At 60.6% G+C, this 13,623-nt stretch carries 16 protein-coding genes; all 16 read right to left on the bottom strand.

The genetic code is table 11. From position 1 onward, the window contains the following. Positions 1–7: 7 nt before the first annotated feature. The 16 genes from WBR68_RS03475 to WBR68_RS03550 all read right to left on the bottom strand — a co-directional run bounded on the left by WBR68_RS03475 (position 8) and on the right by WBR68_RS03550 (position 13,615). Complete coding sequence (locus WBR68_RS03475; protein WP_370641180.1) at positions 8–3,184, bottom strand: phage tail protein; 3,177 nt, start codon at positions 3,182–3,184, stop codon at positions 8–10. Further along, a complete protein-coding gene (locus WBR68_RS03480; protein WP_370641181.1) occupies positions 3,181–3,708 on the bottom strand; it encodes a tail assembly protein in 528 nt (175 codons plus the stop codon). Before WBR68_RS03480 ends, WBR68_RS03475 begins: the two co-directional genes overlap by 4 nt. 62 nt (positions 3,709–3,770) lie before the next feature. Beyond that, positions 3,771–4,550 carry a C40 family peptidase gene (locus WBR68_RS03485; protein WP_230693530.1) on the bottom strand — a complete coding sequence of 260 codons (780 nt, stop codon included), beginning with the start codon at positions 4,548–4,550 and terminating at the stop codon, positions 3,771–3,773. A 2-nt stretch (positions 4,551–4,552) separates the two neighbouring features. Then, positions 4,553–5,281, bottom strand: a complete 729-nt coding sequence (locus WBR68_RS03490) for a phage minor tail protein L (protein ID WP_230693531.1) — start codon at positions 5,279–5,281, stop codon at positions 4,553–4,555. Positions 5,282–5,291: 10 nt separating this feature from the next. Next, entirely contained in the window at positions 5,292–5,690 is a 399-nt protein-coding gene (locus WBR68_RS03495) for a hypothetical protein (RefSeq protein WP_230693532.1), read from the bottom strand. Beyond that, a complete protein-coding gene (locus WBR68_RS03500) occupies positions 5,687–7,225 on the bottom strand; it encodes a phage tail protein (protein ID WP_230693533.1) in 1,539 nt (512 codons plus the stop codon). Before WBR68_RS03500 ends, WBR68_RS03495 begins: the two co-directional genes overlap by 4 nt. A 5-nt stretch (positions 7,226–7,230) precedes the next feature. Continuing rightward, positions 7,231–7,566, bottom strand: coding sequence for a phage tail protein (locus tag WBR68_RS03505; protein WP_230693534.1), 336 nt, complete (start codon positions 7,564–7,566; stop codon positions 7,231–7,233). Beyond that, complete coding sequence (locus WBR68_RS03510) at positions 7,566–10,355, bottom strand: phage tail tape measure protein (protein WP_230693535.1); 2,790 nt, start codon at positions 10,353–10,355, stop codon at positions 7,566–7,568. Before WBR68_RS03510 ends, WBR68_RS03505 begins: the two co-directional genes overlap by 1 nt. A gap of 2 nt (positions 10,356–10,357) precedes the next feature. Continuing rightward, positions 10,358–10,663 carry a DUF1799 domain-containing protein gene (locus tag WBR68_RS03515; protein ID WP_230693536.1) on the bottom strand — a complete coding sequence of 102 codons (306 nt, stop codon included), beginning with the start codon at positions 10,661–10,663 and terminating at the stop codon, positions 10,358–10,360. 8 nt (positions 10,664–10,671) lie between these two features. Beyond that, entirely contained in the window at positions 10,672–10,983 is a 312-nt protein-coding gene (locus tag WBR68_RS03520) for a phage tail assembly chaperone (RefSeq protein WP_230693537.1), read from the bottom strand. After that, on the bottom strand, positions 10,983–11,636 hold the full coding sequence (locus tag WBR68_RS03525; protein WP_230693538.1) for a phage tail protein: 654 nt from the start codon (positions 11,634–11,636) through the stop codon (positions 10,983–10,985). The genes WBR68_RS03520 and WBR68_RS03525 overlap by 1 nt, the downstream gene beginning before the upstream one ends. A 59-nt stretch (positions 11,637–11,695) precedes the next feature. Continuing rightward, entirely contained in the window at positions 11,696–12,055 is a 360-nt protein-coding gene (locus tag WBR68_RS03530) for a DUF3168 domain-containing protein (RefSeq protein WP_230693539.1), read from the bottom strand. Next, complete coding sequence (locus WBR68_RS03535) at positions 12,045–12,542, bottom strand: HK97 gp10 family phage protein (RefSeq protein ID WP_230693540.1); 498 nt, start codon at positions 12,540–12,542, stop codon at positions 12,045–12,047. The genes WBR68_RS03530 and WBR68_RS03535 overlap by 11 nt, the downstream gene beginning before the upstream one ends. Then, the gene (locus WBR68_RS03540) at positions 12,535–12,888 is read right to left on the bottom strand and encodes a head-tail adaptor protein (RefSeq protein ID WP_230693541.1); all 354 of its coding nucleotides are present in this window, start codon (positions 12,886–12,888) and stop codon (positions 12,535–12,537) included. Before WBR68_RS03540 ends, WBR68_RS03535 begins: the two co-directional genes overlap by 8 nt. Further along, complete coding sequence (locus WBR68_RS03545) at positions 12,885–13,361, bottom strand: hypothetical protein (RefSeq protein WP_230693542.1); 477 nt, start codon at positions 13,359–13,361, stop codon at positions 12,885–12,887. The genes WBR68_RS03540 and WBR68_RS03545 overlap by 4 nt, the downstream gene beginning before the upstream one ends. 2 nt (positions 13,362–13,363) lie before the next feature. Next, on the bottom strand, positions 13,364–13,615 hold the full coding sequence (locus WBR68_RS03550) for a hypothetical protein (protein ID WP_230693543.1): 252 nt from the start codon (positions 13,613–13,615) through the stop codon (positions 13,364–13,366). Between the last annotated feature and the right edge of the window lie 8 nt (positions 13,616–13,623).

The raw sequence follows: 13,623 nt of genomic DNA on the forward strand, positions 1-13,623 counted from the left end.
GGGCCTCCTAGGGGATATAGCCGAGCGTCACTCGGTCGATGTTGTTGCTATCGTAGACAACCACTTGTTGTGAGGTAATCCTCATGCGCCCACCGCCCGGCAGCGGCGAGTTGATTTCCATCACGTTCCCGGCTTTGTCGATGCGCCATCCAGAGACCCCCGGCACATAGTTGTTTGACTGGATGTACTCGCCGATTTTGGCATTCGTGATGGTGCCATCCTGGATGAACGCGGATCGAATGAATGTCTGCCCGTTCTCGATGGCGAATGGCGTGGAAACAATGCCATTGATTAGGTTGACGAAGGCAAAGCGGTCGGCCAAGAACAGCACCTGCGTCTGCATACCTTCAGGCGTGTTTTCCACCCCCACACCCATGCCGGCGCCGTAGTACTGACCGTTGACTGTGACGCCGGCCTTGATGCTGACCATCGCGTTCAAACCGTCCTGCACCTGCTTAATCTCAGTCGCAGCACCGCCCCCGGAATCGATCTTTTCGATCAAATCCTGGCCCAGCATGCTTTCCTCGATCTTGCCGCCGATCTGATCCAGAATAGGCCCGGCGTCGTCGCTCGCCATCCCCCGAACGCCCATGCCCGCCGGGTAGAAGTCGCCCTTCACGCCGTTCTTGTCCACGAGCCGAGCCCAGAACCAAAGCTCCTTGCCAGCGCGCAGGCCGAACAGCGTGTGGGTGTTCTGCGGAAAGGCGAAGTTCCCCAAGGGAATGGCGTTCTCCAGGTTGGGCGTCTCCCCGTAGAACAACTCCGTGTAATCGATGATCGACGGCCCCGTGGGCAGCCCCCAATCCAGCTGAATGCTGAACAGCAGCCCAGTCGCGGTCAGGCTTGTGACAACCGGAGGCGGCCCAATGATGCCGTCCAGTTGCGTCAGCACCGACGAAGCCCAGATGGATGGGATGTTCAGCGCGTTCAGCGCCCGCACGCGGCACATGAAGCCCCCGGCGAAGATGTTGGGTACCTCGATGCTCATTGATCCCGTGCGGGGCAGATTCACCCAGTCCGAATTGTCCCGGCGCCACTGCACCTCGTAGGCAACGGCGTTGGCCGCAGCCTTCCACGAAAAGACCGCCGTGTGGCTAGCGTATCCCTGGTCGATCACAGAATAGGACGTGATCGTCACGTCCGAAGGCGGTGGCTGAACGCCAGGCGGAATCACGGTGATCGGAGGCGGATCAAGGCGCGTGCCGAAATCCACGTTTCCGAACTTCCCAGGCTCGTGCTGGACGGCCGAGATTTCAGCAATCAAGCCATCCTTTCGCTTCACACTGTGGACGCGAAAGCGCTGCGCCGAGAGCGTTTCGGATTCCAAAGTCCATACACATTCGGCTTCCGGCACCTCCGAATATGGCGCGGTCACAGTCAGAATCAAGACCGAGCCCGGCAGGCCGACCATGTCCGCAGTCAATTCGGTCGAGTCCACGGTGAAGATCGTCATATCGGCCGTCAAGCCTTGCCCAACCGCCGTACTGATGATCCGCGTTTCCGAAACACCACTGGGCAGGTTCACCGTCAAGCGGTCGCCGGGCCGCACACCCAACTCCGCGTCCACCGTGATGACTGTCGATGTAGCTTCACGAATCCGCCCCCCGATTCGCCGCCCTGCCAAATGTTGGTCGGCCACTCGGATGATGCTACCCGGTCGGACTCGGCAAGCGTCCAGGCCCACCACGAACGACACGGATCGCGTTTCCATCCTCGAAGTCAGCAAAAGCCACTTTCCTACCCGATTCGCTTGGCCCCGTGACGTGCAACCGAACGCACTGACCTCGACCTGCTTGAGACCATATCTCGCCAGCGCTTGACGGTCCTCCACATATTCGACCTTCTGGCGGCCCATGTCGGACAAGTCATTCCACGACACCAGCGCCACGGTGTAGCGGGTGTTCAGCGGCGATCCGACATAATTGAAGCGCCCGTCAATGACGTTTGCAGACGTGAAGGTGTAAACGGGATCGCCGGGCATGTCGGCAACGGCGAATATCGAAGAATTCGCCCAGTACGCCATGCCACGAAATACAGATGCCAAGTCCTGCAAGACTCGGTACGCATCGGCCGCTGTCTGCAAAAACACATTGCAAGTGAACCGCGGCTCCAGGCCGCCAAATCCGTCCGGCACCAGCTCATCGCAATACCGACCGATTTGGTACAGCCCCCACTTATCCAGCCAGCCCGCCGGAATGCGCTCGCCCAAACCATAACGGTCATTACTAACCAGATCAAAAAAAATCCAGGCAGGGTTGTCCGTCCAGGACAGCTTAAACGTACCGTCCCAGGTGCCGGTATAGGTGCGGCTTTCAGCGTCATAGTTCGACGGCACGTCGATGATTCGGCCCTTCCAATCGTAAGAGCGCGTGGGAATGTTCTGAAACTGCGAGGCGTCTATCTTTATGCCCACAACCGCCGACATTGGATATCGCAGCTTTGCGTCGATCACCTCCGTAAAGGCATCGACAAACGTACGATCAACGATCGTGCTGCTCGACGCATTCGCAGTCAGGCGCACGACCCTGACCGACCACCCGGAACGAGCACGGGGAAGGTCGATACGATGAGAGCGCGCGTAACGCTGCGTGGTCTTGCCGTCAAAGGCGCTAACCAACGCCACCTGGTACGCACCGCCATCGGTACTGACCTCGATTCGATAATCCACCCGGTAGCCGGAGATGTCACCGTTGCTAGTGTTCGCTTGCGAAAGCCCATTTACCGCGAGCGTCACACGGACTGCGGACAGTTGGGTGTCCGTGAAGGTCCGCACCCACGGGGTGGTCACCGTCAGTTCCACATTAGCGCCGGTCGTCGTTTCGGATGCTGGGAAACCCGGCAACGGGTCTTGCGTCTGTGCGCCCGTCCGAAAATCAATCGCAACGTTTTGGAAGTTCAACGTGCCATCGCCGTTCGCAACGGGCGTCCCGTCTAGATACACGTCACGTAAAGCACCGCTCAAACCATGCGTTGGACCGTACACCTCACCTTCCGAAATCAGGTCAATGATTCGAGCGTAGGCGGTGCTATGGAGGCTATCCGGGGATTCTTTCGGGCTACGCCCACCCCCACCGGATTTACCGCCGCCGAAACCGACGATTGGCATTGCCTTGCTGCGATGCGCTCCAGAAGCGACAAGGGCGCCCGAAGGCGCCCCATTGGCTCGATAGTGTTGCCACGTCATACCTGGTCCTCAGAAAATATCCCCGCCGATATAACGGCGGATCCAACGATCATGCGGCCGTACAACACCGGAACCGGATTGCCCTGCGCACTGGTATTGACTGCGCCATTGAATTGATATGAAGCTCCGTTCTCCGGACTGTCCTGGGCGCTCAAGCCTCGCTGTTGTGGAGAAAGCAACTGAGTAACACCCCCTAGAGCCATCGATACGCCCATGCCAGTCATCATTGCCCAGCCGGCTGTGGCTCCATAAGCGTTATAGGTGAGCGCAGACACCACCAGAATTGCGGCGCCAAGAATCGTCTGGAATAGCCCTGCTCGCTTTGCTCCTGCCAAGATCGGCGCAATGCGAATGCTTTCGCGACCGACCGGATGCCGCATATCGTCTTCACCGATGTTGCGCATTCCCAAGAAGCAGGCGTACCGCACGCCATGGGCGTCGCTATCCGCGAGTGCCCGCTCAAAGCCTGGCAACAACACGCAGAGCGCCCGTATGGCCTCCGCTGCACTGCCGACTGCCAACATATGTATGCGTCCGAATTTCGCCCCCAAGCGCCCGTAAAGGCGAACCTCTCGAAGCCTTTCGTTCACGAGGCCCCCTCATATCGCAGAACAAGGCGCGTCGCCTCGCGCCAGTAACCCCCGTACACGACCCGTTCCGAATCTCGCCCGTACAGGTGTTGCAGCATTGCATCGGGCACCGGGAACAGGTCGGGCGCCTCGGCCAGCGATTCGGCGCCGATAAATATCCCCGCATGGTTCGCCCGGTCAGATCGGATCTGCATCAGTACCACGTCGCCCGGAGTGATCCGCTCGCCCCCTGCCAACGGTCGAAACCCCGCCTCGGCATAGTGATCCATGTACAGATCGCCTTCCTTTCCCGGCTCCCACCAGCCGTCCTCGCGATGAAAGTCCGGCAGTGCTATCCCCCGCTCGCGGGCGTACCAATCGCGCACCAAGCTGTAGCAGTCCAGAATGCCGTGTGCGAACGGGCGGCCAAGCAGCGGCGCTTGATATCCCTCCGGCGCAAGCCCGAAAAGTTCCCCGGCCACGACATGGCCGGCATCATCCTTAGCCGCAGCGACGATGAACCAGGGGAGCCCAGATCCCTCACACGCCACGCGGTCCGCTTCGCTCGGCGTCGCGGGCATGTCCGGGTGTGAATGCACGACGGCGGTAATGCGGCCTATCTCTTCCGCCGCCGCGTAGTCTTCCGGGTCAAGGATGAAATGGTCCGTTCCCTCCGCGAGATTGCGGCACGGCCGGTAGGTTTCGCGACGGTTCCCCATCACCACTAGGCCGCAGCACTCGCGCGGGTACTCCGCCATCGCGTGTGCCCGGATGGCGGCCATAGTTTTCTTGCGCATGTTTATCCCCTGAGGCGGTCCGCAGACGGGAATCCGCCGAAGTTGATCACTTCGTATTCACCGAACCGCTTCTTGCAGTCGGAAAGCAGGCCCGAGCATCGATCCAATACCGGATCAGAAACCGGGCTTCCATTCACGTCGAACATCCGCGACCCGGTGTAACCGCAGTACGGCCCGCGATAGCCGCCCTTGGTCAGCCAACCGCACACGCCCGCAATGATCTGCCGGGCAGGCAGCATCTGGCCGTTGAAGTCCAGTGCACTGGAAAGTTCGAACTCAACCACCTCATCAACCTCGCCCGTCTTTTGTTGGACGATCCAAATTTCCGGGGGAAACTCTTCGTCTGGCGATGCCATCGGGTTACCGGCCTCGAAATTGCGCGCGTCCAAATACTTGCCCAGTGTGCGGCGTACGACGACGCGCGCACCCACCAAGTCATCCAGGGCGATACACAGAGCCGAAATCACCCCCGCGATGGGCTTGCCATCAGCATCCTGCCCAATGTTTCCAATCGACAGGGTTGGCGTGGGCTGCTGCCCTTCCCCGACCTGCTCAAACCCTTCACCCTTAATTGCCCAGGGGTCATACTGATTGCCCTGCCACCAGATCGGCCCAATCTGCGTGTAGCCGTGAAAGCGTTGTAGTGTTCCACCGATACCCGAGGCGTCCAGCTCATACAAGTCAATGAGTGCGCCGACCTCAAGCTTCTGCACATCCGCGTAGATTCTCATCCCAGCCCCTTTATGCCTTGATGCTGGCTGCCAAGATGAAAAGCTCGTCCAAGTTGGCGCTGGTCAGGCCGAGTAATGCCGCGATGGCGCCCAGCATTTCGCTATCACGCCGGAACTCTTGCAAGTCGGCCCATGCGCGGCGGTACATGGCCGGCGTGTCCTGGTGGTTGATGATCGCCTCGGCCGCTTCGAACAGCGTCGCTTGGCCGTGCGGGGTTTGCCACATGGCCTCACGGCCTTGGAAGCGGCTCACTATTTGCGGGATAGGGGTAGGCGCGGCAACCCATTGGCCGTCTTCCCGCGCAACGAAATTACCGGCGGGACGTTGGCTAAGCATGACTACCCAGCTAGGTGGGCAGTCACCCCCGATTTGTTGCAGGCTTTCACCGGGATGTGCGTATACGTTCATGCTACTGCCCCTTTAACTTTCCAAACTTTGATCCGGGCGGGCAACCCAGCTACCCCTATCCCAGTGGAGCCGGTATAAGTGAACGCCCCGCCGCCCAGCGGGTAGCCGATTCCAAGCGCATTCTTTGCGGTTGAAAGGATGATGGAGTTGTTGCGCATGGTGGTGCGTATGCCCGCCATGTTTGCATCACCGCTCCACCATCCTGGGTTTCCCCAATTTCCTTCGTACAACACTTCCGGCTCTAAAATAACGTGATAGCCGGGGAACGGGTTTGTAAGAACATACTGCGAGTTGATCGCGATGTTCGCAGGCGACGCTTCGCTCCCGCCATTTGGGTAGATGATGGTGAATTCAATTTGGCCGACCAGCGTCTGAAACTCGGCATCCAAAGCCGCCAAATCGCTAGCCAGTTGCGCGGCGTCCACACTGCCGGGGTTCACAACGGCCCCGAACGCATGCACCGTCCAAACACCGGTAACGTTCATGGGGCGGGTTTCTGTCGCCGTGCGCGCCATTCGTGAGGCATCAAACGTAACGTAGGCGTTATCCCCGCCGGTCCCTCCCGACACGCCGGAGGTGCCGTTTTGCGGGGACGTAAATACGCCGTTGGCCGTGCCCACAATAGCTCGCCAGAACACTCCAACCGTGCCGGTCATATTCTGCAAGGCGTCCCGCTGAATCAGGCCGTTCGTGCCCGCTGACAGCCCCCCGTCCCCACGTCGGAAAACCGCGCCCAACGACCCCGCCGACTTGCCGTTCATATCCGGCACGCGGATGGTGGTAGACCCGTCGCCCAGCGTGTACATGCCGCGTTGCGTGGGGTCGCTTTGCCACGTTGCCTCAGCAACTACGGGCAACGTGCCGGCTAACACCATTGCGGTAAGGTCGGGGTATGTCGCCCGGTTTACCTCTTGGCCATCCAGCGGAAGTTGCCCGGCTGGAATGGACGTCCGCAATGGCCACCAATTCGGCGTGCCAACGGCCGGCCCGCTGGGAATGGGAGGCAACTGATTTTCAGGAACCAGGCCATCTACGTCCAGTGTCGCCACGCCCCCAGGCTCCCCTTTCTCCGCCTGGGGTACAAAGTAAAGGTCAGGCAATTGGTCTTCGGGAACCAAGCCTTCCGTGTCCAGCGTTGCAACGCCGCCCGGCTGCCCCTTCTGCGCCAGCGGGATCGCATCCACAGCGTTAGGCAATTGCCCTGGAGTTACCTTGCCATCCACGCCCAGAGTTGCCACGCCTTCCGGAGCACCCTTCTGGGCCATGGGGATGAACTCTTCCTGTTCTGGAAGGTGTTCAGCCGGGACTTTTCCGGCATCGTCCAGGGGAGCAACACCGCCGGCATTGCCCTTTTCAACCGCAGGAATTGCCTCTGATGCCAGTTGGATTGCGGCCTGGGCGGCGTCGCCGATCTCATCAATGCCCTCCACGACCTTGCTGAAATTGGAATTGACCTTCTGGAACGCAGTCCGGTGTTCGTCACCGGTCCCGTCATTGGGGGTCTGCCCGAGTTTGATGGTATCAAGTGTCTGCATTTCGTTTACGGCTTGAAGACTTGCTGAAAAGTGGCGGACACGGTGTAAGTGTCTCCGCCAACTGGATTGAGGTTGTATGTCGGAGCCTCGTAATAGCCTTCGGTGCCCATAGGCGGCGTCCAAAGGAACGAAGCAATGCCGGCGTGCCTATCCAAGAAAGCCAGCACCGCTTGCATCTCCGCTTTGCTCCCCGCGAAGGTCAACGGCCACGACTGCACCTTGTTGTTGATCCCGTCGCCTGCCACTTGCCGATAGCCGTCGCCGAACTGCGCAGTCAGGCGGCGGAAGGTAGTCGCGCCCACAGGCTGACCAGTGGACCTCCATGTAAATCTCTCAGCCATTAGGCCCTCCCATTGCGTGCGTTCCAGGCGACGCCCCCAGGCTTGTACGACCGGCTAATTTCGCTACGAACAAGTGCGACGATCCCATCGGCCAACCGGTCACCCATCTCGCTTTCGCCTGCGCCCTTCCGCTCTTCGCCTCCGTCGCTTTTGACGTTGACCTGAATCGAAATTGACGGCGTTGCCCCTGCGCCGGCCCCAGCACCTGGCACGCTGCTTTTGAGGGGTGTGACATAGCCACCATTGGCCCCACTCATTAGGTACGTTTGACCGTCTTCCGAATAAAGTTCAGGCCCAAGCTCGTTGACCCGATAGAGCGAGTTGGCCTCCGTCGGACCGCCAGAGGCGCGTGCCCCGGCAATAGCGCCCCATGACCCGCTCATACCCTCAACACTGCCTGTCGCGGCTCCGCCCATGCCCTGGTAGCCGGCGCCCGCCGAAATGCCACTCGTGGCCGCGCCAGCCACAGCACCTACGATGCTGCCAACCATGCCAACAATCGCCTGCCGGGCCGCAATGCGCGCCAGGTCCGAAAGTACGGAAGTCGCAAAGTCTTTGAACGACAGCTTCCCCGTGGTGGCGAACCGGACAATTGCATCCTCCATGCCCTGGAAGGCGTTGGAGAACATGCCCTTGGTCTGATCGGCCACGTTCGCGGCAGAGTCCAGATAGTTGTCCAGCGCCGACGTGGCGCCGCTCTTCCAGTCCCCTTGCGCCTTGCGCACGTTGTCGAAGTACGCTTGCTGCATCTCCATCCGCTGGCGTAGATGCTCGCTAAGCAAAGCCGTTTCGGCCCTGTACGTATCGTCCGACGTCTTGCCCAACGTGTTATCGCGGGTGGCTTGGTCCAGCTGCCGCTGGTAGTCCCGCACGATGGATTGGCGGGCGCGCAATTCTTCCTGCGCACGGTCGCCCATTCCCATGCCGGCCAACTGGTCGTCGTACTGGCGCTGTTCGACCTCACGGGACGAACTCAGACTGGCGCGCATGACCTCCACGCGCGCCGCCTCTTGCGCGAGGCGCACAGACTTTTCGGCCGCGACGTTCTTTTCCAACGCCACGCGCAACTGACTTTCTTGAGCAAGCAGGCTCTTCTGGTCTGCCGTAAGGGACTTCTTGGTCTTGAGGTCCGAGATTTGCTGTTCGAACTCCAGGCGGCGCTTTTCCCAGACTCCCAGCTTTTCCTGCGTGATCAGTTGCCCGCGTAAGGCGGCTTCGGCCTGCGCATACTCGGCCAGAAGGCGAGTAGCGCTGTCGTCCGTGAGGGGCTTGGTGGCGCTCTTGTCTTCGTACTGCCGTTCGATGGCCGCTCGCGCCGCCTTGATGTCGGATGCGGCGAGCGCAGTACCGTCCTTCTGTGCCTTCGCGATGCGGTCATCCAGTTCCCGCAGCGCCTTCACGCGCTTCTCAGCCTTGGAAGCGCCATCTTCAATCAGCTTGGTGATCTGCTCGCGCGCAAGGATGGCATCGCGATTGATACGCAGCTGTTCGGCCTGCGCCCTGGTGGCGTCCTCTGCCTCCTTCTTCTGCGCCTTCAGCGTGTCAACCAAGCCCTGCGCCGCCTTTAGCCCAGAACGCTCCTTTTCGCTGATGGATGCGCCACCCTCGGCGGCAAGTCGAATGTTCTCCGCTCGCTGTCGGACATCGCGTTCCGCTGACCTGATCTTGTCGTCAACCGAGCTTTCACGCCCGATATCCAGCATCTTGTCCCACGCCCAGCCGGCGGCCGCGCCCAGCTTGTTCCACGCTGTCTCAAGCGTCCCCAAGTTTGCCTTCTGGGCCGCTGTTCGGCCAGTAAGCTCGGATGCGGCCTGACGAGCAACCAGCTCTACGGCCTCTTGTGCCCGACCCTGTTCCACCAAAGCCTGGACCTGTGCATAGATTGCGCCGGTCAATATCCCGTACCGCTCGTTTAGCTCAACGACGGCCGCGACTGGGTCTTTCCCAACCTTCGAAAAGGCTTCCACGGTCTTATCGATTTCGGTCCCGGTTGCCCTCTGCCATTCCGCAGCGATAAGCGCCACGTCCCGCAAGGCGCTTCCAGAGAGTTTCCCGGACGCCGCCACGGCATTGAGCGCCTGAACGGCGCGCGCATGGCTTCCGGTAATAGACCCCAGGCCGTGTGCCAAGCCGATCAAGCTATCAGCCGTCACACCAGCGGCGTTACCGCTGAGAATCAACGCCTCGCGGAAGTTCTGACCCTCGGCGGAGCCTTTGACCCATGCAACCGCCACCGCCGCAATGGCAGCGGCAGTCAACGTATACGGATTCACAAGGCCCATCAGTGCGCCGCCCAGCGCTCTTGCGGCCGGCACAATGCCACCAAACATATCCTTCAGTTGGCCGCCCTGCTGCAACAGGACCGTCAGCGGTTGTTGCCCGCCCTGAAGGGAAACGATGATGTCGGTCATCTGGGCAGGAACACCGCGCATGGCTGCGGCCTGCTGTGCAGCGCTTATCCCGTACTGGTTCAGCTGCTTGCCGGCGACAGCGGCCGCTGTTCCCGTAGCGGTCAGCTTCGTCTTCAGCTCATCCAGAATAGAAGTTGGAACACCGCGTAAGGCCGCGTTGTACAGGATCTGCTGCTTGCGGGTGTACTCAATGGTGTTCGCCTGATTGACCAGGGCGTCAACCCGCCGCTTCTCCGCAGCGGTCAGCTTGGCGTAGTCCGACTGAGCGGCCTGCGACATCCCACTGGTTCCGCGTTTCGCCGCAGCAATGGCGGTATCGAACTGCGTGGTGTCGACAACGATGTCTAACCGCGCGGTCCCGATGCTTTCCTGTGCCATTTTTAGCTCTTATGAAGAAGTTCCAGCGCCGCGCGTTCGATTTGCCGCAAGACGTCCAAAACCGCCGGACGCATCGCTGGCTCGATCCCATACAACGCGAGATCGGCATGGACAGCCACGTAATCCAGACCAATAGGCCCGCCGGTCCCCATGCGCCACTGCGTGCAATTTCGGATGAAGACACTGAAGGCATCAGCGTGCTCAGGCCAAAGCTCAACCGTGGGCCGCCGAAACAACGCAGGCCGTGACCTAATGCCGGCCAATGCCAGGGCATCGGCGGATGGCGGCTCCCAATAGAAGGCCGCCACCGCCGACTTCAGTTTTTTTCGCGCTCAACCTTCAACGCTTCGTTGTAGGCCTGCATGATCGCGAGGTCGGCGCCGGGCTGATGCTGGCGCAACACGTTGATGGACGCATCCTCCAGCGGCATGTCGGCGTCCCATTTCTCGATCAATTCGACCAACAATTCAGCAGTCGAAATCTCGCCATTTTTCAGACGCTCCATAAGGGCGTCGTACTCGTCGCCGGTCTTGTGGCGAAAGGTGAGGGATAGCTTTTGTTTACGCCCTTGACCGACGATAGTTACGGTGGCGTCAATCGTCGGATTTGCTTTGATGATGAATGCCATTACGCGCCCTCGTAGTTGACCGGATCGGCGATCAGCGACAACGTGAAACCGTTTTGCAGGTTCACGTTCTGGCCGCCGGTCGGGTTCTTGTTGAACGACGGGTAGCCGTAGTAGTAGGTGACGCTCCCGTCCGGATATTTCGTTTCCAGAACAACGGGGCTGCGCAGGCGGTCGGCCGCAGTGAGCGCTGCATACCACGCCTTGCTACGGTCATAGTCCAGCGTGTACGTGAGGACGGTGGGGCTTTTGACAGTCGGCTTTTGCCGTTGCTTTGCGCTCGGATCCTCCACGTATTGGTATTGGTGGTACTGCTGCTCACCGCCCGTGATTTGCACGTCGGTGATCTGATCCAGGCTGAACCAGTCCGTCACTTCACGGTAAGAGCCAGCGCCCTGCCCGGCGGGATGCAGCCGGAGTTCCGTGGTATCGGCGCCTTCCAGCTTGAAGCCATCGGCGGTGGCGTCAATAGCGCGGTAGACGGATTCGGTGAGCGCGGCCCAGCCCGAGTCAATCAACAGAACATCGCCATTACTCGGGGGGGTGGCCGTGGACGCCAACGGGTCCACGCTGTTCGCAATTGCGGTAATCGCCACGGCCTGCGCCATGGACTTGGAAACACGGAATTGCGAACCGTTGATGAAGATGGAAGACATTTTCGTTCCTCAAATGAAAAAACCCGGCGCGGGGCCGGGTCGAATGTGGAGGGTCAGAATCAGGAGGGAAGGAACCAGATACCGAAGTCTTGGCGTGTGCCGTACTTCTTGATCGCCTCTTCGTAGAGGCTGACCGGTGCGCCGTAGGGCTCCACGGCTGGAAAGTCACTCTCGCAAAGCAAAGTGCCGATTTGGTCGGCAATGGCGCTCGCCTCGGCGCGGGTTGCGGACCAGACGTAGAACTGCACACGCTGGTGCCGCTTCTCGCGCCGTTTGCCCTCGACGTACCACTGTTCTTTTCCGCCAGCGCCTTGGTAGACGATCAACGGAAACACGGGCTTGTCCGGCGTAACGTCGGGGTAAGTGCGTCCGGCCACCAGAGGCCGCAGGAGCGCTTTCAACTTCGCTTCAAGGCTCATCGCTGCCCCCCTGACCCGCCAGCAATTGCGGTAGCCGCTCGCGCCCCCGCTGGATCATTGCCGCACGCGCCCGTGCCGAGGCCGCCTCGTATGCCGGCCGCAGGAACGGATAAGCGGGCACCCATTTCGGAGTCGCCAGCTTGCGGCGCTTGTCCGTGACATAGCTTCCATCCGGCTTGCGGATCACCGCGTAGATTTGCCAGTGCCCAAACTCCACCAGATGCCCGTGGGGCGCCTTGCTCTTGTTCCAAGTGACGGCGTACTTGACCTCCTTGTCGCTAGAGTGCGCATCACGGAACGCAAGGTAGATCGCGTTCCCAAGAACCCCGTTATGGGTGTTGACCCGCGTCTTGGCCTCATCGCGCAGCACCTCGCCCCCAGCAACAGCCATAGAACGCGCCAGGCTGACCCGTGCCGGCCCCAATAGACGGTCCAGGCCCGCCGTCCAGCCGGTGGAATCGAACTTCGCCTGAATGCCGCTAGCCATCGCTGCCCCCTTGCTCGCATACCAAGTCGGTCCACTGACGGCCGGAATAGTCCATACGAACGTTTTTGATATCGAACGGCGCCCCTACTGGCTCCCCATCGAAAAGCTCAACGACGCGCATTCCCTGGTCAATGCCCCGGCGAAAGCGGATACGGAAGCTGTAGGCATCGATTGAGGCACCCACGTTGTCCTGGTTGCGAGTGATCGCGCCCATGCCTGTCTGGCCGCGCGGATCTGATCGGACGGTCGCCACCTCAACCCAGGCACCATTGGGCTGGCCGACTTCGTCAGCTCTGTCCTCGCGCTGTTCGATCCGAATCCAGGTGCGTAAGGTGCCGGCCCTCATGGCATCATTTCCCGGCGATCAGCGCGCAGCATCTCCGGGATACCCTGCGGTAGCCTGGTCGCACTTGCACCGACGACCACTTCTTCACGGTTCGCGTACAGGTTCCCCAGCGTCAGACGTACCGCCGCCTCGATGCGCGGCGTGACGACCATGCCGAACAGAACGCGCTGAAAGCCGATCTTGGCTTCTTTCAACCGTTGCTCTGCCAAATCGACGGCCATCTTGCGCGCTGCTGCGTTGCTGAGCGCCCCCGCTGCCGACATGGCGGCGTCATAGGCATCCTGCGCCTCGCCCGCCGCATCCGGCAACGCATCCTGCGCCGCCATTAGCTCGGCCGCAGTTGCGAAGAAGGCTCGATTCAGATGCCCTGCGACGGCACTTTCCGCAGCAGCAAGCAGCTTTTCGAGCAACGGGGCGTCCGCCGGATCAGCGTTGCATTGGACTATGCACTCATCGGGCGTCAATAGCGGCATAGTCAGTCCTTCTTGCCTTCGGCCAGGGCCGCGCGCAGCTTTTCCAAGCCCCAGCGCTTGTCGTGCTTGATCCCCTCCGCTTCCAGCTTTGCGAAGAGATCCAGCTTTTCGTTGTCGTCGGTGGAGTCTTCCTCCAACGCCCCCAGCTCACGAGCCGCCGCCAGGAGTTCCTCCGGGCATTCGTCGCCGACGCCAAATTCGGACGGATAGATTTCGCCGGCCTTGACCCCGCGAATGGCTTTGATCAGTTTCATACTCGCCT

It is taken from the genome of Achromobacter sp. JD-1, from assembly GCF_038594925.1.
Classification (GTDB): Bacteria; Pseudomonadota; Gammaproteobacteria; order Burkholderiales; family Burkholderiaceae_B; genus Achromobacter; species Achromobacter spanius_C.